General features: G+C 45.5%; 22 protein-coding genes. 10 read left to right on the top strand and 12 right to left on the bottom strand.

Going from position 1 to position 18,901, the window contains the following annotated elements:
- Window positions 1–5: 5 nt before the first annotated feature.
- Both hemL and HUJ19_RS08945 read right to left on the bottom strand, forming a co-directional pair.
- Window positions 6–1,280 carry a glutamate-1-semialdehyde 2,1-aminomutase gene (gene hemL / locus HUJ19_RS08950; RefSeq protein ID WP_290623575.1) on the bottom strand — a complete coding sequence of 425 codons (1,275 nt, stop codon included), beginning with the start codon at window positions 1,278–1,280 and terminating at the stop codon, window positions 6–8.
- A 39-nt stretch (window positions 1,281–1,319) separates the two neighbouring features.
- The gene (locus tag HUJ19_RS08945) at window positions 1,320–2,330 is read right to left on the bottom strand and encodes an aspartate carbamoyltransferase (RefSeq protein WP_290623574.1); all 1,011 of its coding nucleotides are present in this window, start codon (window positions 2,328–2,330) and stop codon (window positions 1,320–1,322) included.
- A gap of 174 nt (window positions 2,331–2,504) precedes the next feature.
- Between HUJ19_RS08945 and HUJ19_RS08940 the strand changes: the two genes are divergently transcribed.
- Window positions 2,505–2,693 carry a rubredoxin gene (locus HUJ19_RS08940; RefSeq protein ID WP_012800329.1) on the top strand — a complete coding sequence of 63 codons (189 nt, stop codon included), beginning with the start codon at window positions 2,505–2,507 and terminating at the stop codon, window positions 2,691–2,693.
- Between the two features lie 49 nt (window positions 2,694–2,742).
- Here the strand turns inward: HUJ19_RS08940 and HUJ19_RS08935 are convergent, their stop codons facing one another.
- The 5 genes from HUJ19_RS08935 to HUJ19_RS08915 all read right to left on the bottom strand — a co-directional run bounded on the left by HUJ19_RS08935 (window position 2,743) and on the right by HUJ19_RS08915 (window position 5,671).
- Window positions 2,743–3,075 carry a hypothetical protein gene (locus HUJ19_RS08935; RefSeq protein WP_290623572.1) on the bottom strand — a complete coding sequence of 111 codons (333 nt, stop codon included), beginning with the start codon at window positions 3,073–3,075 and terminating at the stop codon, window positions 2,743–2,745.
- Between the two features lie 230 nt (window positions 3,076–3,305).
- On the bottom strand, window positions 3,306–3,917 hold the full coding sequence (locus tag HUJ19_RS08930; RefSeq protein WP_290623570.1) for a DUF2238 domain-containing protein: 612 nt from the start codon (window positions 3,915–3,917) through the stop codon (window positions 3,306–3,308).
- Between the two features lie 14 nt (window positions 3,918–3,931).
- Window positions 3,932–4,801: a glutathione-dependent disulfide-bond oxidoreductase gene (yghU, locus tag HUJ19_RS08925; protein WP_290623568.1), complete on the bottom strand. Its 870-nt coding sequence runs from the start codon at window positions 4,799–4,801 to the stop codon at window positions 3,932–3,934.
- Window positions 4,802–4,907: 106 nt separating this feature from the next.
- Window positions 4,908–5,132, bottom strand: a complete 225-nt coding sequence (locus tag HUJ19_RS08920) for a hypothetical protein (RefSeq protein ID WP_290623566.1) — start codon at window positions 5,130–5,132, stop codon at window positions 4,908–4,910.
- Complete coding sequence (locus HUJ19_RS08915; protein ID WP_290623561.1) at window positions 5,132–5,671, bottom strand: hypothetical protein; 540 nt, start codon at window positions 5,669–5,671, stop codon at window positions 5,132–5,134. The genes HUJ19_RS08920 and HUJ19_RS08915 overlap by 1 nt, the downstream gene beginning before the upstream one ends.
- A gap of 226 nt (window positions 5,672–5,897) precedes the next feature.
- Here HUJ19_RS08915 and HUJ19_RS08910 point away from each other — a divergent pair, with 226 nt between their 5' ends.
- From HUJ19_RS08910 to HUJ19_RS08890, 5 genes are all read left to right on the top strand, one after another.
- Window positions 5,898–6,398, top strand: coding sequence for a sigma-70 family RNA polymerase sigma factor (locus HUJ19_RS08910; RefSeq protein ID WP_290623559.1), 501 nt, complete (start codon window positions 5,898–5,900; stop codon window positions 6,396–6,398).
- On the top strand, window positions 6,385–6,822 hold the full coding sequence (locus HUJ19_RS08905) for a zf-HC2 domain-containing protein (protein WP_290623557.1): 438 nt from the start codon (window positions 6,385–6,387) through the stop codon (window positions 6,820–6,822). Before HUJ19_RS08910 ends, HUJ19_RS08905 begins: the two co-directional genes overlap by 14 nt.
- A gap of 16 nt (window positions 6,823–6,838) precedes the next feature.
- Window positions 6,839–7,168, top strand: a complete 330-nt coding sequence (locus HUJ19_RS08900; protein ID WP_290623555.1) for a YbjQ family protein — start codon at window positions 6,839–6,841, stop codon at window positions 7,166–7,168.
- Between the two features lie 159 nt (window positions 7,169–7,327).
- A complete protein-coding gene (gene msrA, locus HUJ19_RS08895; RefSeq protein WP_290623553.1) occupies window positions 7,328–8,659 on the top strand; it encodes a peptide-methionine (S)-S-oxide reductase MsrA in 1,332 nt (443 codons plus the stop codon).
- 92 nt (window positions 8,660–8,751) lie between these two features.
- Window positions 8,752–9,591 (top strand): DUF817 domain-containing protein, encoded by an 840-nt coding sequence (locus HUJ19_RS08890; RefSeq protein WP_290623551.1) that lies wholly within the window; start codon window positions 8,752–8,754, stop codon window positions 9,589–9,591.
- Window positions 9,592–9,606: 15 nt separating this feature from the next.
- On the opposite strand, the gene HUJ19_RS08885 is transcribed toward HUJ19_RS08890, so the two are convergent.
- From HUJ19_RS08885 to HUJ19_RS08875, 3 genes are read right to left on the bottom strand one after another with little or no spacing between them, the layout of a single operon-like run.
- Window positions 9,607–10,350, bottom strand: a complete 744-nt coding sequence (locus HUJ19_RS08885) for a hypothetical protein (protein ID WP_290623549.1) — start codon at window positions 10,348–10,350, stop codon at window positions 9,607–9,609.
- Between the two features lie 13 nt (window positions 10,351–10,363).
- Window positions 10,364–10,783, bottom strand: a complete 420-nt coding sequence (locus HUJ19_RS08880) for a CopD family protein (RefSeq protein WP_290623547.1) — start codon at window positions 10,781–10,783, stop codon at window positions 10,364–10,366.
- Window positions 10,784–10,793: 10 nt separating this feature from the next.
- Window positions 10,794–12,569 carry a chloride channel protein gene (locus HUJ19_RS08875; protein WP_290623545.1) on the bottom strand — a complete coding sequence of 592 codons (1,776 nt, stop codon included), beginning with the start codon at window positions 12,567–12,569 and terminating at the stop codon, window positions 10,794–10,796.
- 163 nt (window positions 12,570–12,732) lie between these two features.
- On the opposite strand from HUJ19_RS08875, the gene HUJ19_RS08870 reads away from it, so the two are divergent.
- From HUJ19_RS08870 to erpA, 3 genes are all read left to right on the top strand, one after another.
- The gene (locus tag HUJ19_RS08870; RefSeq protein ID WP_290623542.1) at window positions 12,733–13,485 is read left to right on the top strand and encodes a DUF6776 family protein; all 753 of its coding nucleotides are present in this window, start codon (window positions 12,733–12,735) and stop codon (window positions 13,483–13,485) included.
- Window positions 13,475–13,960 (top strand): polymer-forming cytoskeletal protein, encoded by a 486-nt coding sequence (locus tag HUJ19_RS08865; protein ID WP_290623540.1) that lies wholly within the window; start codon window positions 13,475–13,477, stop codon window positions 13,958–13,960. The genes HUJ19_RS08870 and HUJ19_RS08865 overlap by 11 nt, the downstream gene beginning before the upstream one ends.
- 166 nt (window positions 13,961–14,126) lie before the next feature.
- Window positions 14,127–14,453, top strand: a complete 327-nt coding sequence (gene erpA, locus HUJ19_RS08860; RefSeq protein ID WP_290623538.1) for an iron-sulfur cluster insertion protein ErpA — start codon at window positions 14,127–14,129, stop codon at window positions 14,451–14,453.
- Between the two features lie 76 nt (window positions 14,454–14,529).
- Here erpA and HUJ19_RS08855 read toward each other — a convergent pair whose 3' ends face one another.
- A complete protein-coding gene (locus HUJ19_RS08855) occupies window positions 14,530–15,636 on the bottom strand; it encodes an anhydro-N-acetylmuramic acid kinase (RefSeq protein ID WP_290623536.1) in 1,107 nt (368 codons plus the stop codon).
- A gap of 6 nt (window positions 15,637–15,642) precedes the next feature.
- Window positions 15,643–17,037, bottom strand: coding sequence for a peptidoglycan DD-metalloendopeptidase family protein (locus tag HUJ19_RS08850; protein ID WP_290623534.1), 1,395 nt, complete (start codon window positions 17,035–17,037; stop codon window positions 15,643–15,645).
- 368 nt (window positions 17,038–17,405) lie between these two features.
- On the opposite strand from HUJ19_RS08850, the gene tyrS reads away from it, so the two are divergent.
- Window positions 17,406–18,602: a tyrosine--tRNA ligase gene (tyrS, locus tag HUJ19_RS08845; protein WP_290623532.1), complete on the top strand. Its 1,197-nt coding sequence runs from the start codon at window positions 17,406–17,408 to the stop codon at window positions 18,600–18,602.
- Window positions 18,603–18,901: the final 299 nt, after the last annotated feature.

The raw sequence follows: 18,901 nt of genomic DNA, 5'->3' as shown, positions 1-18,901 counted from the left end.
AAGTTTTACAACAACGCTTTTCTCATTGCATTCAAAGTTAACTCGAGTTCTTCTTCGCCATGGGCGGCTGAAACAAAACCTGCTTCAAACGCAGACGGTGCCAGGTAGATGTGTTGGTCTAGCATGTCATGGTAGAACTTTTTGAAGCGTTCCAGATCACCGTTGGCGACTTGTTGGTAACTGGTGACAGTTTCGGCGTCGTTGAAGAAGAAGCCGAACATGGAGCCGACATGATTGGTGGTGAATGGGATGCTGGCTTCGTGGGCTATCGCGCGCATGCCGTCTACTAATTTTTCGGTGTAGTCGAACAGTGGCTGGTAGAAGCCAGGCTTTGATAATTCATTGAGGGCGGCCAGGCCTGCGGCCATGGCTACTGGGTTGCCTGATAAAGTGCCTGCCTGATAGACAGGGCCAAGTGGCGCCAGCTGTTCGAAGATTTCTTTTTTACCGCCAAAAGCGCCTACTGGCATACCGCCGCCGATGACTTTGCCTAAACACGTCATGTCAGGTTTGATGTTGTAGTAACCTTGTGCGCCATCAATGCCCATTCTAAATCCGGTCATCACTTCGTCGAAAATTAATACGGCGCCGTGCTGATCGCACAGTTCGCGCAGGCCTTCGAGGAAGCCCGGAACAGGCGGAATGCAGTTCATGTTACCGGCAATTGGCTCGACGATAATACAGGCGACGTCTTCGCCAAACTCTGACAATAGCGCCTTAACGCTATCAAGGTTATTAAACTCAGCGGTTAAGGTGTGTTTGGCAAAATCCGCTGGTACGCCCGGTGAGGTGGGTTCGCCAAGGGTTAATGCCCCAGAACCTGCTTTAACTAATAGGCAATCGGCGTGGCCGTGGTAACAACCTTCAAATTTGATGATCTTGTCGCGACGGGTGTAACCACGCGCCAGACGAATCGCACTCATGGTCGCTTCGGTGCCTGAGTTGACCATGCGCACCATTTCAATCGATGGAATCAATTCGCAGATCTTTTCCGCCATTTCCGCTTCGACTTCGGTCGGCGCGCCGTAGCTCAAACCTTTTTCAGCCGCTTTAATCACAGCTTCTAAGATCGCTGGGTGGTTGTGGCCAAGAATCATTGGCCCCCATGAGCCAACGTAATCGACGTAATGTTTGTTGTCGGCTGAGGTGAAGTAGGCACCGTTTGCAGACTTGAAGAAAATCGGAGTGCCACCAACGCCGTTGAAAGCACGAACAGGAGAGTTGACGCCACCAGGAATGTGCTGTTTGGCGCGATTAAAAAGTTGATCTGATGTGGTCATAAAAATTCCGATAATTTGGTATGAAAATTGAGATACGAATTAAAGCTTGTTCGAGTGCCAGCTGACCGGAGCTTCGTATTGACTGAGCTTGTCTTCAACACCCAGCACGAGCGCAAACAAGGCCATGCGCACTTTGACGCCGAAATAAGCCTGACGGAATATCGCCAGATTAGGATTATCATTCATGTCATTGCTCAGCTCATTGGCTTCCGGGCGTGAGTCGCGTGGTAGCGGATGCATGATGATGGTGTTCGGGTCGCAAAGTTTTTCGTAAAGCGATTGGTTGAGTCGATATTTGCCGCGGTATAAATCCGCTTCGCGTTGCGTTTCGAAACGCTCTTCCTGAATGCGCGTCTGGTATACGACATCCTGACCTTGCAGGCCGTCTTCGAGGCTTTCGGTAATGGTGACGCGATGATTATGTTTATCGCAAACCGCTAAGACTTTGTCTGGCATGGCCAAGGCATTGGGCGCGACAAAGGTAAAGTCTATATTCGGGAAGACACACAGCAATTGTGTCAGTGAATGAACTGTGCGGCCGTTTTTCAAGTCGCCCATCATTGCGATGCGCAAATTCTCGGTGCCTTTTTGAATGCGGTTCAGTTCATTGAAGATGGTATAGATATCAAGCAGAGCCTGGGTTGGGTGTTCATTCGGGCCGTCGCCACCATTGATCACCGGGATTTTGCTGCCTGCTGCAAACTCAGCTACAGAGCCAGCTTGCGGATGGCGCATGGCCACCACATCTGCGTAAGTCGAAAGTACCTGAGCAGTGTCGTACAGCGATTCGCCTTTAGCTAGGGACGAGGTCGACATGCCAACGGTTTCGCGCACATGGCCGCCCAGTAGATTAAAGGCTGTGCCGAAGCTGATACGGGTGCGGGTGCTGGGCTCGAAGAACATATTAGCAAGCACTGCGCCATCCAGGACGCGACAGCTTTTTTCGCGAGCCACGTAGGGGTGCATTAAATCAGCAACTTGAAGGATTCGCTCAACCGCCTCGCGGTCTAATTGGTCAATGGAGAGAATATGTTGGCCTTGAAAAACCATGCGTGCACCCAAATGTTTATTATGACTTTTAAGTTGGCGCAATTCTAACATGAAGTTACCCAATTGGTGTATCTTTGGCCTATTTGTCCCCTCAGTTGCTAGCAATTCAGCGCAAAATGCTTACAATGTGGCCCTGAAAAGCCCATACAGATAGAGATTCGAGAGGTTTAGCTGGTGGAATATAGAAAATACCGTTGTCTGGTTTGTGATTTTGTTTACGACGAAGAACTCGGCTGGGAAGAAGATGGCATCGCGCCCGGAACCCGCTGGGAAGATGTGCCAGAAGACTGGTACTGCCCGGACTGCGGCGTCGGCAAAGAAGATTTCGAACTGATGACCGACGAGTTCAAGAAAAGTCTTTAAGCGATAGATTTTGTTAAGAAGAAGCCTCCGATTGGAGGCTTTTTTGTATCTAGTAGCCAGCGTTAGCGCCAATAATCATCAGGAGGACTGTGAATAACAGGACAACCGATGAAAACACTACACCAAGGATTGGCAGAATTTTCTTGTAGCCTTTTTGTACGAAAGCACCGATGCCAAGACCTATGGCAACTAGCGCTAAAAGAACAAACAATATTAAAAACAATCCAATAACCACCGCTTGAGTGGAATTTGGATCCATACCCCCATAACTGGACGCTTCTGCAATCGCCGCGAAGATGATGCAAAGAATTAAACCGATCGGCGCAATTAACCCCAAGACGAATGTTGTGATACCCAAGCCAGAATGTTTTAGTTGTTCCATGTGTTTGCTCTCTTATTTTTGGTGAAGTGACTAAGAGTAATTAAGTCCTTGATAAATGGCAAGTTGATATAGGTGGGTTGTTGAGAGACAAAGGCTGAGTTGGGGTTTTAGGGGCGCCATGCTGGGTTATCTTTATATATCTTCAAAAGTCACTGGATACCGCGGTCTAGCCGCGGTATGACAGAAGCGTGAGGCTTAGTAGTAGAGTGTGCTTTGGCACACCGCGAGTCTTATTTTAATTTTTCCAACTGCTTATCGTGCCATTTGCTCAAGGTGAGCAATGCAATAATAGCGCCGAGTAAACACCACCACATGTCGGATTGGGTGTCCCAGACATAGCCCTGGGTGCCGAGGAAAGCTTCGGCAGCCTGTTCAGAAAGAAGCGCGACCCACCATTCAATCAATTCATAAAAGGCGCTGAATCCGAGGCTGAAACTGATGATAAAAAAGGTGCGCCATTTAGCGCTATTAAAAACATTGAGTCGTATCATGAGTTCGCGGGCGATCATGGCAGGGATAAAACCCTGTACAAAGTGCCCCAGTTTGTCATAGTTGTTGCGTTCCCAGCCGAACCATTGTTTCATGTCGTCGAACAGCGGCACTTCGGCATAAGTATAGTGGCCGCCGACGATCAGGATGATGCTGTGTATGAGTATCAGGATGTAAAGCATTGGTGTCAGCGGGAAGCGTTTGTAGGTGATAACTAGTGCGATAAAACCGAGCACTGCCGGCGCCACTTCCAGCATCCAGGTCATACGATCTTTAGGACCTATCCCTGACCAGATGAAAACGACCATGAAAATGGCAATCCAGATGCTGATGGCTATTCTGTTATTTTGCATGGCCGCTTCGTTCCTTAGTCGTCTTTTTTGTCTTCGGTGTTGGTATCGAAGTCTTTAGCATCATGGCGTTCATGCAGCTGTTCATGCGGCTCGCCCCAGGTGCGATTGACCATACGGCCACGTTTCACCGCGTCACGACCAGCGATTTCTTTCGCCCAGCGCATCACATGTTTATAGGTATCGGCCTGTAAAAACTCGGCGGCTTCATAGACTTCGTTAAGTACCAGACAGCCGTACCAGGGCCAAATCGCCATGTCGGCAATGGTATATTCATCACCACAGATATATTTATTGTTGGCCAGACGCTTATCCAGAACATCCAGCTGGCGCTTGGCTTCCATAGTGAAGCGGTCAATGCAGTATTCGATTTTGATTGGCGCATATTTAAAGAAATGGCCGAAGCCACCGCCGACATAAGGCGCGCTCCCAACCTGCCAGAAAAGCCATGACAACAATTCAGCGCGTTGCTCAGGTTTGCTCGGCAGAAAGGCATTAAATTTTTCAGCAAGATATAACAGAATGGCGCCTGATTCGAAGATACGAGTCGGTGGGGTGGTGCTGTGATCAACCATCGCTGGGATTTTTGAATTGGGATTAATCTGCACAAAGCCACTGCTGAATTGATCACCTTCGCTGATATCAATCAGATAGGCATCGTATTCTGCTTCGGTAATACCTTTGGCTAGGAGTTCTTCCAGCAGAATAGTCACTTTAACGCCATTGGGCGTGGCTAGGGAATATAGCTGTAGAGGGTGTTTCCCTACTGGTAAATCTTTAGCGTGTGTAGGACCCGACACAGGGCGATTAATCTTGGCAAATTTGCCACCACTTTCTTTTTCCCATTTCCAGACTTTTGGTGGGGTATAGTCGGATGTGTTACTCATAGTAGCTTCCAGTTGTTCTTTTCGGTAATTACTATTGAAGCGTTACCCCACCGCGAATGTCAATGGTGATCACTGATAGTGGTTATGCATGACAGGTATTTTACTGTTATGTGGGCTGATCAGCGGTGAGGGTTAGTTTTTTGGCATATGTAGCAGTAACTGCTAAACGCATAGATAGCCCCATCAATAATGCCATAAAGCCAACTAGAACTGAGTCAGCAGCCAGCAACCCAAAAAGCTCCCAGCCGGTTGCACCCATCGCCCAATCAAGCCCCAGTTTGTAGTGCAATATCATTGGTGCAGTCAGTAACAGAGCAGTGAATAGAAACATTAATATTTCAAAAAGATAAGAGCGCTGAGAGAGTTTCCTTCTATGTTAATTCCCGATAAGCGAAGCAACATCTTTAAAAAGGGTTGGCGCAACAGAGCCATTGGAATGAGCAGAAGTATAACAGGCATGAAAGGTAGCAATCCTTGAGGGATATTAAGTAGGCTATTCAGCCAGGCGACTACAGGAGCGCTGAAATAGAAAACAAAAATGAGCGCTAGCAATAATGACAGCGGAACTGCAATGAATACTTTCTTTTCGAATGAGGTTAAGGGAAATAATTGACGTTTATCCCATTGATTAGCGGCCAGCTTGAGAATTAACAATGCGGGGATTGTTATGCTGATAACTTTAAAATAACCAAATAGTAAGCGAATAGCTTTTTCTTTGCCGTCCTGAACACCGTCACCAATGGTGAACATTCCAAGTTGTACTTCAACAAAGTGTTGTAAGCCTTCTATCAGGGCTGGAATAATCCAGAAAAGTGGTGCGATAAAAAGAAGTGTGTAAAAACCCTTCCCAAGGTCTTTGAGGATATTCATGTTGTTTCCCTATTGTTTCAAATAATACCGAAGTGAGTATAGTAACTGTTTGTATTTACTTCAATTAATGATATTAAGAAAACGGTTAGATGATACTAATATTGGCAGCTGTTATAGCTTTTGGGTTTATCATGCTATAACTTTTAGGATAAAAATTATAAATAATGGAATAAAACCGTTAACTCCTCGTTAAACCATTGAGAACGACAACAAGAGGGCAAAGTCATTGTCGCAGGAATTGATTGATTACAGCCGAAAAGCCTTAATTTTTGCAGTGCAACTATTGGGTAGTCAAACTGATGCGGAGGATGTGGTGCAGGCCAGTGTAGAAAAGGCTCTGGCGCATCCAAAGGCTCCAAAAGGCGGTATCGATTTGCAGAAATGGCTTTATCGGGTCGTGCGTAATGCCGCGATTGATCGGATTCGGCAATTGTCGCGAGCGGATGAGCTGGATACTGAACAGCAAAGTTCATCAACTCAGTCGCCGGAAAGACAACTTGAGCAACTGCAAATTAAAACGCGATTAATGACAGCCTTGAATGCTTTGCCACTGATGCAACGTGAGTTGATTGTGTTGCGCGATTATCATGGTAATAGCTATGAGGATATTGCGGAAATATTAGCGATTCCGGCTGGCACTGTGATGTCGAGATTACATCGGGCTCGAATGGCATTGCGAGAACTTTTGAAAAACGAATTGAATGAGGTGAATCATGAATCAGTGTGATAAAACCCAGGAACTTATCAGCGGTTATATCGATCATGAATTAAACCAGCAGGATCGACAAAGAGTGCGTGTGCATATTGAATCATGCGACCAATGCCGAGCCGTGTATGACGATTTATTGGCGATTAAGCAGGAAATGGGTAACTTGCAATATCCTGAATGCGAGGAGGCACAATTGGATAAAATCATGAAAGAGCCCGTGGCCAACGGTATGGCAATTGTGGGCTGGATTATTTTAATTATCGGCTTTGTCGGTTTTATGGTGTGGCAGTTGTTTACCTTCTACACCGAACCATCAGTTCCATTGTGGGTAAAAGCTGGCGTGTTTCTGATTGAAGCCGGTGTGCTGTTGCTATTGGGTAGCGTACTGCGCCAAAGACTGATAGCTTTGAAAACAGATAAATACAAAAACGTTAAATTTTAAAAGAAGGAATAAAACGATGAGCGATATTGAAGTCTATACAGTGGAGCAAGTGCCTGGTCATAAGGTTAGTAAAGTGATCGGTTTAGTGCGTGGCAATTCCGTGCGCACACGCCATGTGGGTAAAGATATTCTGGCAGGCTTGCGTAATCTGGTTGGCGGTGAAGTGCATGAATACACCAAGTTGATGGCGGAAAGCCGCGAGCAGGCGATAGACCGCATGTGTGACGAAGCTAGAATGCTCGGTGCTAACGCTGTGGTCGGCGTGCGCTTCGAAACCTCCATGATCGCCAGCATGGCTGCTGAGTTGTTAGCCTTTGGCACAGCGGTGGTGATGGAAAAGGAATAGCCTATAGAGTGTAGGTATGAACTAATAACTAAACTTTATGTAACATTTCAGCAGAAAGGTCATCTAACTCACTGTGTACTGACGATCGCCGAATTTTGACTAAATTTTCATGGCTCTTTGTACATACTAAATCCATCCCTGAATAATGGTGTGAGTTAGATGAAATATCTTTCTGTTTTTATCGTCACAGTTTTGGTTGTCATTGGGCTTGCTTTTGTGATGATGCGAGCTCAATCTGCAAGCTTATCCAAGCAACCCTTTGTTAATAAAGAAAAACCTGAAAGCCTTGAGCAGGATATGCCAGCGACCAAGCATGTGGATACCATTGTGCTGGGCGAGGGTTGTTTCTGGGGTGCTGAGAAGCGTTTGGAGGCTTTACCGGGTGTGATTGATGCGGAAGTGGGTTATGCCGATGGTCGCGGTCATCCTGCGACTTATGCCGAAATCACCAAGGCAAAACATAAGTCTAATCCAGATAATTATGCGGAAGTGGTTAAAGTGACTTTTAATCCGCAGCAAATCAGTCTTGAAACCATTATCAAAGATTATTTCGAGTCTCATGACCCGACTCAATTAAATCGTCAGGGAAACGATGTCGGAACTCAATACCGTTCCACCATTTTGACCAATAGTCCTGAGCAGGAAAAAATTGCCAATCGTTTAAAAGACGAGTTCCAGGAACTGATGAGTAAAGCTGGTTACGGCAAGATTGTGACCGTGATTAAACCACTCGATAAATTTCATCCTGCAGAGGAGTATCATCAGGATTATCTGCGCAAAAATCCGAATGGATATTGCCCTGACTTTTCCACTGGTGTGACTTTTGACGGCAAGCAGGATCTTGATGAAGCCGATAACAGTGCATTGTTAAGTGGCAAACAGATTGTGATTGTCGATTCGCAGGACTATTGCCCTTATTGTGAGAAATTCAAAAAGGATGTGGCGAACGATTATCAGGGCACCATTCCTATGACGTTCCGTTATGCTTCTCAGTTAGATGGGCTTGAGATCAAAACACCAACCTGGGCAACGCCGACCATTCTGTTTATTGATAATGGCGAAGAGGCTTTAGGCTACCAGGGCTACTTATCAGCGAAGGAATTTTACAAAGCGCTAGGTTACTTCAAGCTGGGTGATTCGGAGGCTTTCAATGTGGCGTTCCAAAAAGGCACCGATGGTCGCTTCTGTAAGCAGTATGAAGTGTTCAAGAATACACCCGATGGCGTTTTTGTGGATAAGCTCAGTGGACAGCCATTATTCGATACGCGTGATAGATTTAACTCAGGAACTGGCTGGTTATCGTTTACAAAACCAGTAGACGGCTCAGTTACCTATCATGAAGATAATAGTTTCGGTATGCAACGCACCGAACTTCGCTCTGCTTCAACTGGTATTCATCTTGGGCATGTATTTGATGATGGTCCGAATGGTAAGCAACGCTATTGCATCAATGCTACAGTCCTGGAGTTTGTGCCAAGAGAGAAGCTGTAACAACCATTAACAGAATTGGCCATAATTACGCAGGATTTTGCCCAATAAATTAGGTAGTATCATTCCATCAACTGGGGAATGGCACTATCTAAATGAAGAATATCAAACAGTTTGTGCATGAGTTCTGGATCTTTGGTTTGAAGCAGGCCTATGCCTGTATGTTCGGTGGTTTCCTGCTGGCTGTGATGCTGGTGACCAAGTATTGGTATCCGATTGAAGGTTTGCACCGCTACGACTTTATCTTCCTTGCCGCGATCATGTTTCAGGTTTTCATGTTGTTGTTTAAGCTGGAAACCTGGAAGGAAGCCTTGGTTATCATCGTCTTCCATCTGGTGGCGACTGTCATGGAGTTATTTAAGACCTCCGATGCGATTCAGTCCTGGCACTATCCTGAAGAGTTTATTTTTGGCATTGCTAACGTGCCGCTATTTACGGGTTTCATGTACAGTGCGGTAGGCAGCTATCTGGCTCGGGTCTGGCGCATTTTTGATTTTCGTTACAGCAAGTATCCGCCAAAGTGGACGACGGTTGTTTTAGTGGTTGCGGTTTATATCAATTTCTTTACTCACCATTATTGGTATGACTTACGTTGGGTCATTTTGGCAGTTACTTTTTATCTGTTCTTCAGTACCCAGATTCACTTTAAAGTCATTAAAACGCACCGCAAAATGCCATTGCTGTTCGGCTGGTTTCTGGTCGCGCTCTTTATCTGGTTCGCCGAGAATATCGCGACTTATGCCAATATCTGGCTTTATCCCAATCAAAAAGAAGCCTGGCAAATGGTACCACTTGCCAAGCTGTCGTCCTGGTATTTATTGATGCTGTTGAGTTTTGTTTTGGTAACGTTGGTTAATGGCATTAGGCCTTTGGAAATGAAATTACCTTTACTAAAAGCTGAGAAGATAAATCCATGGTGGTTACATTGGTTTTAAATTCATTAAGTCTTGTCAGTAGTTTGCAAACAATCTTGGGCAAATATTAGTTAGATAAGAATCAAGTACTAATGGTTCGGGTATATTAGTTTCTTTAGAATAGGCTTTTATCCCTTTTAGCCCTTCAGCTATATATCTTTCTGTTAGTAATGCTAGGTCAATGTGTTGAGTATATTTAGCCTCAATACTTTCAACGATCTTAGCTGTATCCTTAGTAGCTAACTTCACGTCGCACATAGGGTTGATTATTTTGTATTGTCCTTCATTTTTAGCAAAATATAGCGTCATACGCTTTGTGCCCTTTTGTGGACAGATCTTGTCATCGCTCTTCGAAGTAAACTTTAAAGTTATATTAGCTTCATGGCTGGGAATCATTTTGAAATTTAGACCTTGTCGAGAGTTGGTTTCTGTACTTAAGTATTTGTATGTTTCTTTTCCAGCATCTTTGTAGCTTAATCCTTTTTGTAGATACTCAGCAAACTTGATATTTTTAGTGACTTCTGAACGATAAGCCATCTTATAGTTCTCTATAGCTTCAGTTGTCATAGAACTAACTTCAAAATTCAGCTCATGTAACTTTTCTGGAAAATTAACTTGGTCTAAAGAGCACTTATAATGCTCATCTAAGTAAAGGCTTTCCAATTTTGATAAATTTTTTGTCTCTATAGATTGCTTGAATTCAGTGATTAGAGTTTCGGGTGATTGTGAGTCGCAACCTAACATCGAGAACACAATAATAAAAATAAGAAGGTATTTCATTTTAAATAGTCCCTTAAAACGGCTTCACAATCGCCAGAATTAGAGCTCCCAGCAGAATCAGAACCGGCAGTTCGTTAAAGATGCGAAAATAGGTGTGGCTTTTGTTGCAGGTTCCATCGGCGAATTGCTTCTGGTACATACCGCAAACGAAGTGGTAAATGATGAGCAGGGCGATGAGTGTCATCTTGGCGTGGAACCAGCCAGAGCTCATGTAATAGCTCCAGTTATAGGAAGCCAGCCAGAAGCCAAAGATTACTGTAAGCACCATGAATGGGGTAATAAAGCGATACAGCTTGCGCGCCATGATGTTGAGCTGATTGAAGGCGCCATCGTTTTCTGTCATCGCCAGGTTGACGAAGATTCTGGGCAGGTAAAAAATTCCTGCAAACCAGGCGACCATAAAAAAGATATGAAAGGTTTTGATCCACAGCATGCGCTAAGCCTTAGGGTTTATGTGTGTAAACGTATTGGTCAGTAATCATATCGCGGGTAATGACGCCATAAATACGCTCTTGGCCGTCGTGTGTGATCCGGTAGACATAAGCGGCTGACATTTTTGCCTGTTCCATCTTATCAAATGTTTCTTCAAGCGTTGCCTGCAAGTTGATGGAAACCAGATCCTGACGATTGGCTGGTATTTTTAACAGATTAATGACTTTGCGTTTTTGCTCTGCGTCAGGTTTTGGTGTTTCTTCCCGCTGTTTTTCTTCTCGCTCCATCATGTAACGAACCAGATCGCTGGCTACCATCAGGGAAGTGACATGGTCGTCTTCCATAACCAGAACCCAGCGTGGTTTGTCTTTAAGTGCTATCTGAATTTCGTCAGGTGTAGAGCGGAAGTTGAGTGTTGCCATGCTGCGTGACATCACGCCTGCGACACCAATACTTCGAAGCACTTGTTTGATTGGGCTGACGCGCAGGTCGAGACCGCGATCGGTCATCTGGGTTTCCCAGAAAGATTGTTGCTTGAACAGCTGGGTCACGACCATATTGCCGATTACGATGGAAAACATGCCGGGGAAAATAATGTTGGGGTTATTGGTCAGTTCCAATAAAGCCATCAGGGCAGCAAGCGGCGCCTGCAGTACTGCACCCATGACGGTTGCCATACCAATCATTGCATAAAAACCTGTGTAACTGGCATGGTCAGGGAATAGTTCGCCACCAATATCGCCCATCACGCCGCCCAGCATGGCGCCCATAAACAGGGCCGGGCCGATAACACCACCCGGTAGCGACAAGCCCGAACAGATTATGGTTGCGATGACTTTGCCGACCAGAGCCAGAGCGAGAATCGTCAGCGCCAGCTCGCCCTGCAATGCGCTATTGACTGAGTCGTAACCAATCCCCATTACCTGAGGAATACCAATCGCAATAATCCCGACACTGGTGCCTGCCACGGTGGTTTTTAGCCACACAGGCCATTCGCGCGAAATTTGCCGAACCTTGCGGGTCGCGATGATAAAAATACTGGCTAATACACCGCCGGCAAATCCCACCAGCAGGAAGTAGGGCATTTCCCAAAGAGACTGGATGTCGAGTTTGGAAGGCACGTCGAATGAGGCACCATCACCGAATACCAGGCGGGTTAAAATGGCACCGGCAACCGAAGCCAGAATAATCGGAATAAAGCTGGCCACCGCATATTCCATGATGATGATTTCCATGGCGAAAATCACCCCGGCCAGTGGTGTATTAAAGTTAGCGGAAATTGCTGCGGCGCAACCACAGCCGACCAGAATGCGGGTGCTGTTATTGGGCAGTTTCAGTTTTTGGCCAACCCAGCTGGCCGATGCTGAACCTAAGTGAATGCCCGGACCTTCACGACCAACAGACTGGCCCGAAGCAATGGTCAATCCACCCAGCGCAAACTGCACAAAAGCATTCTTCGGGGGGAGGTGTCCCTGGTGGTAAGCCATGCGCTCAAGAACATGGGAAACACCCACCTGACGATTTTCTGGTTTCAACTGTTGTAAAAGCAAGCCCACGATGAGGCCACCAATGGTCGGCAGCAGTAATCGATACAGCCAGTCCATGGTTTCATAATCAGTTTTAGTGTTGGGATCAGTTGCCCAGAGAACCAGCGAGCTTTCGGTAAAGAGTCGAAACAGAATGTTGGAACCGCCGGCAAGAAGACCGCAAATCAAGCCAATAAGCGCCATAAGAGCTAATGCGTCAAAGCCCCCAAGTCGTAATCGTAAGCGGTCGATCAGTGTCATTGGCGTTGTGAGTTTGTGATAAGTTTTGTTCCCTGCGAAGAATAAATTTGCTCTAATCGCAAATTATCGTCGCTGTGGTGAAGGCTAAAAAAATTAGCCATTGTATTCAATTAGTTACATAATAAGAAAATGCAGCCGCAAGAACAAATGATTTCAACAATTTATGACTAAAGATTCCCATCAGCCAGACTATATTATTCGTAAGCGTCGCAAAGCCAGCTGGTACTGGAGCTGGGCAGCTTTCATGCTGATCATTTTACTGGGTGCTATTGGCCTGGGTTATTGGCTCAGTGAGCGCCAATATCAGGGCTACGGTTCAGCCAATGAGCGTTTAGGCAATCTTCGTAGCCAACTGGAAGAATCCAATAACAGCCTGATTCACTGGCAACAGCAGTATCAGGTTGAGCATCAGGTAACTGCAGAGCTGAAGAAAGATATTCAAAAGCTCAATACGCAGATACATAACCTGGAAAAAGAGAAACAGGCATTTTTACGTATATTCGATCCCAATGCTGTAGAAAGTGGCTTGCAAATTGCTAGCTTTGTATGGGAGTCTGTAGCAGGTAAAGTTGATCAATTTAACTTTCGACTCATGCTGATTCAGGCCGGCCAGCAGCAGCGAGATGTATCGGGTTCTTACTCTATTACCCTGGTTGGTAAACAAGATGGTGAGGACAAAAGTTACAGCCTGCAGGAATTGGAAGCTCTGTCTCAGCAAGATACTCAATTTAAGTTCCGTTATGTGGCGAGCCACAGAGGAACATTTAATATTCCAGAAGGTTTTGTACCTGAGCTGGTTCGGGTGCAAGTCACATCTTCTGGACGTGGTGGTGAAACGGTATTGCAGGACTATCCTTGGCAAGCCGAATCGCAACAACAAACTCCAAATGAGGTAGAAGACAATAATGTGGGGTAATAAAAGTAAATCACACAATGTGGATACACTGATAGCAGAAGGAACCAGCATCAAAGGCGACCTGACTTTTGAGGGCGCTTTGTTTGTCGATGGAGTGATTGAAGGTGATATTCATGGTACCAATCATGAGCAGTCAGTTTTGTCAGTTGGGGTTCACGGCAGAATTGAGGGAAATATTGAATCGCCGTTCGTGGTGATTTTTGGCCAGGTTGACGGTGATGTGCGCGTATCGCAGAAAGTAGAGCTAAAACCTGGTGCCAAAGTAAACGGTGACCTTTATTACAAGGTTATGGAAATGAACGCTGGCGCAACCGTTAATGGTAAAATGGTTAATCTGGGTGAGCCGCATGCGCTAGAGCACAAGCCTGATCATAGCGAAGTGGTTTCTGAAGCTAAAGTCAGCAAGGAGTCATCAGACGAAAAAAAGTCTGAAAATTCAATCCACTCCGATGATAGTGAAGCTGTAAGAGCTTAATGTTATCTGTTATTAAGACGCTACTTGAGGCTTTGTCCGAGTAGCGTTTTTTTATGTTCGTCTTGTCTGTCCCTTTGTTTGCATAACTGCTATTCTCTTGAGATCTTGAAGTCAGGCCCCCATATTCGGGTATAATAGAAGCATCAATGTGTTTAGGTAGATTTGAATGTCAATTACAGTAACAGAAGCTGCAAGCCGAAAAGTCAAACAGTTGATCGAGGAAGAGCAGAACGATCAGCTTAAATTGCGCGTCTTTGTGACGGGCGGAGGTTGTTCTGGCTTTCAGTATGGTTTTACTTTTGATGAAAAGCAGAATGATAACGACATGGCAATTGAGCAGGATGGCGTTAAAATTCTGATCGATGCACTAAGCTTTCAGTATTTGATGGGCTCGGAAGTCGATTATACCGAAGGTTTGCAGGGCTCTCGTTTTATTATTAGCAACCCGCAGGCAAAAACGACCTGTGGTTGCGGTTCTTCGTTCTCGTTATAAAACAAAGAACAAGCAGCTGAGAATGCCAATGGTCACAGGTCATTGGCATTTTTTTATGGCTGTAGTAAATGAAAGCTTAAGCAGGATAAATGCTGCCTAGAATAACTTCACGTTGAGCGCCAGTGACTGCGGGCAGGTTGCCCGACAAATTATTCAGGCAGCGATGTGCTAACCAGGCGAAAGCCATGGCTTCGATCCAGTCCGGAGCAATGCCAAACTCTTGGGAACTCATGATCTTAAACTGAGTCAGTTTTGTTGCTAGGCGTTCTTGTAAGACTGGGTTGTAGGCTCCACCGCCACAGAGAATGACCTTACCCTCCTGAGTGTGGCTTTGAATGGCCTCGGCAACAGTCTGAGCCGTCAGCTCCAGCAAGGTGGCCTGAACATCCACTGGCTGGTATGAGTCAATGGCAAACTGTTTCAGCCAGTTAAGATTAAAGTGTTCTCGGCCAGTGCTTTTGGGATGTGCTTGTGTAAAGTATGGGTCGCCCAGAAAGTCCTGCAAGAGTTCTGGAATCACTTTGCCCTGTTGTGCCCACTCACCATTCTGGTCATAACTTTTGTTTTGATGTCGCGCGATCCACTGATCCATTAAGGTATTGGCAGGGCCTGTATCGTAGCCAAGCACCTCGCCTTGGGTAGCAAGATAAGTAATATTTGCGATACCACCGAGGTTAACAACGATACGATCCTGTGCTGGATCGTGGAAAATGGCCTGATGGAATGCTGGCACTAATGGAGCGCCCTGGCCACCATAGACCATATCGCGAGTACGAAAGTCGGCTATGGTTGCGATACCGGTTTGAGCGGCAATGCTGTGTGGATTGCCTATCTGAATGGTAAAGGGGTGGTAAGCATCTGGGCGATGGCGAATGGTCTGCCCATGGCTACCAATCGCTCTGATTTCATTTTTTGTGTGTACACTATCTTTCAGCAGATCATCGACAGCTTCAGCGAATAACTCACCCAGTTCACGATCCAGCAAAGCCATTTCTTCAATCGGATCATGGGTATACTCAGCGTTACTGAGTGAGTGAATCTGTTGCTGGATGACTTTGGGAAAAGCGAGGCTTTTACTGTGTATAAGCTGGATGGGTTGAGAAGATGTGTCATCGATGTTGCAGAGTACCGCGTCGATTGCGTCGACGCTGGTACCCGACATCAAGCCAATATATAAGGCCATGGATGATTACTTTTGAAGCTTGCTGTTATTGTTGTTACTGCCAGACTCTGTTAAGCGCGCGAAGTAAGTAGTTCGCTCAGTTTCAAGTTGGGCTAATAATGGCTTGCTCTGTTCTCTAAAACGTTCCATTTCTTCTTTCGGCACAGGAGCTGCGTGCGGTAATTTCACGGTTCTAGGATTACGGTGAACGCCATTGACCACAAACTCATAGTGCAGGTGCGGTGCTTGTGACATACCGGTTGAACCGACATAACCAATGATTTGGCCCTGCTTCACTCGCTCACCTTGTTTCACCGCTCGCTTAGAGAAATGCAAATATTTGGTGGTAATATTGTTGCCGTGTTTCACAAACACATAGTTACCATTGTATTTGTTGTAAGCGGAGTGAGTAACGCGACCATCACCCGCGGCACGAACTGGCGTACCAATTGGTGCGCGATAATCAACGCCACGGTGCGGCTTTACACGCTTCTGAATTGGGTGGAAACGTTTTGGATTAAAGTTCGAGCTGACATAGTTGAACTGCAATGGAGCCCGCAGGAACGATTTACGCAGTGCCTTGCCTTCAGGTGTGTAGTAGGCGGTGCGACCATTGGTATCGGTATAACGCACGGCTGCAAAAGAGTCGCCTCGGTTAGTAAATTCGGCAGACAGGATGTTGCCATAACCGACTTTTTCACCATCAATATATTTTTCTTCGTAAAGTACTGAGAAGTTGTCGTCTTTACGGATTTCTAACGCAAAATCGATATCATATTCAAACACGCCTGCCAGCTCCATGATGATGCCATCAGGAAGGCCAGCTTCTTTACCCGCCATGTAAAAACTGCTGGTAATGGTCGCCGTTGCAAAACGGGTCTTGAATTCAATTTCTTTTTCGTCAATCGCAACGTCGAATTTTTTGTCTGCCAGCTTGGTTACCTGGAGGGTTTCGCTAACACTGTAAGGATAGCGTAGACCAAGGAAGCTGTTGTCCTCATTACTGGCAAATTCCAGGGTATGGCCAGGGCGAATTTTCTTGAGTAACTCAATTTTCTCGTCGCTTAGCATCATATAATGAAGATCAGAAGCGCTATAACCTTTGCGCTTAAAAATTTTAGCCAGGCTGTCGCCATTCTCAACGGTCAGGCTCTGCCACTCAATCTGTGGTTCCTGGGGTTCTGGCTCAATCACTTCTTCCTGGATGACCGGAGCGTTCTCACGGCTTGCTTTTAATGCAATTTCAGTCAGAGATAATTTGTCTAATGAGTTGCTTCCCATAGCCCGATCACTATCAGAAGCCTCATCAGAAGAAACTTCTGATAACTGGATGGTTTGTGTTTCGTCCGATGAAAGGTTTAATTGAAGGGTTTCAGTATCTTGTTGTGTGGTTTGTTGCTCTGACTCTTCTCCCGGAGTCATCTTTATGAAGCTGGTCACTGCTAAAAGAGCGATAAACGTGGCGGAAAATAGCAAAATGCCCTTTCGCCGTGTTTTTTTACGGGAAAAGAGTGGTTTGCTTTTCTGAAAGCCTTTGTAATCTCGGTTAATCATCGCATTAGTTAAGAAGTTGGTTGAACAGATTTTGCGCAATAACCTTAACCATAATAGGTGTTTTGGTCAATGTAAAATGATAAAAACAGGGCGTTTTTTCGATCCAAGATCGAAAAGTGTGAAAAAGACGATATTTTGTGAACTGTGTCGCGGACCTTATTGAAGTGCAAATTCGTTGCATCCTCGGGGTTTTCGTGTATCTTTGTGCCCAATGTAAATAGAGGAAATACGAGACAATGACTGATGTTCAAGCGGCTTTCGCAGAAATTAAGCGAGGTGCCGAAGAGATTCTGTTAGAAGACGAATTACTTGAGAAACTGAAATCCGGTAAGCCATTGAAAATTAAGGCTGGCTTTGACCCGACCGCACCTGATTTGCATCTTGGTCACACGGTATTGATCAATAAAATGCGTCAATTTCAGCAGCTGGGCCATGAGATTATTTTTCTGATCGGTGATTTCACAGGCATGATCGGTGATCCGACTGGAAAAAATGCTACTCGTAAGCCGTTAAGTCGTGAAGAAGTGCTTGCTAACGCAGAAACCTATAAAGAGCAGGTATTCAAAATTCTTGATCCAGCAAAAACTACCATTGCTTTCAATTCCGAGTGGTGTGAGAAACTGGGTGCGGCAGGCATGATTAAACTTGCTTCGCATACTACCGTTGCTCGAATGCTGGAGCGTGATGATTTTAAAAAGCGCTACGGTAATGAGCAGCCAATTGCTATTCATGAATTCCTCTATCCATTGGTTCAGGGCTACGATTCGGTTGCACTCGAATCTGATGTTGAGTTGGGCGGCACGGATCAGCGCTTTAACCTATTAATGGGGCGTGAGTTACAAAAGCATTATGGGCAGCGTCCACAAACCGTATTAATGATGCCTTTATTAGAAGGTTTGGACGGGGTGCAGAAGATGTCCAAATCGCTAGGAAATTATGTGGGTATCACCGAAGCACCAGGTGTTATGTATCAGAAATTACTTTCTATCCCAGATAGCATGATGTGGCGCTATTTTGAGCTGCTGTCTTTCCGTCCATTGAAAGAAATTGATGAGTTGAAGCAACAAGTTGCACAGGGCGCTAATCCACGTGACATCAAAATTGAATTGGCAAAGGAAATCATTGAGCGCTTCCATGACAAAGATGCTGCCGATAACGCTCATAAAGCTGCTGGTAACATTATCAAGGAAGGTGAAGTGCCAGAAGGAACGCCTGAGGTTGAGGTTGATATGGAGGGAGCCGAGCAATTTCCAATTGGGGCGGTGATTAACCGGGCAGGACTTGCCACCAATTCAGCACAGGCAAAAGACATGCTAAAAAATGGACGGGTGAAAGTGGATTGGGAAGTTATCGAGCCATCCTTAATGTTGAAACCCGGTAAATATCTCATACAGGCAGGTAAGAAAAAGATTGCCTACGTAACTTTGAAGTAGAGATATAAGGTGACTATATATCCATAGTTACCTACCTTTATTATCCGTTTATAAAGGTCACTTCGGTGGCCTTTTTTAATGTTTGTATTAAAAGTGAGCGATAACAGTCTGATTTATAGACATTTTGAGCATAAAACAGACGGTTTAAAATAAATTTAAAAAAACTTTCAAAAAGAGCTTGCGAAGTCGCAAAGGGTGCTTATAATGCGCACCACTTTCGAGGCAGAAGTCGCGGAAGGCAAGCCCAGGAAGGGCGGTTTCAGAAGCGGTAAAAAAAGTTTCAGAAAAGGTGTTGACAG

The organism is Kangiella sp. (assembly GCF_014762745.1).
In the GTDB taxonomy this organism is placed as follows: domain Bacteria; phylum Pseudomonadota; class Gammaproteobacteria; order Enterobacterales; family Kangiellaceae; genus Kangiella.
The sequence above is the reverse complement of the archived record's forward strand: the minus strand, read 5'-3'. Positions and strand labels throughout refer to the sequence as shown.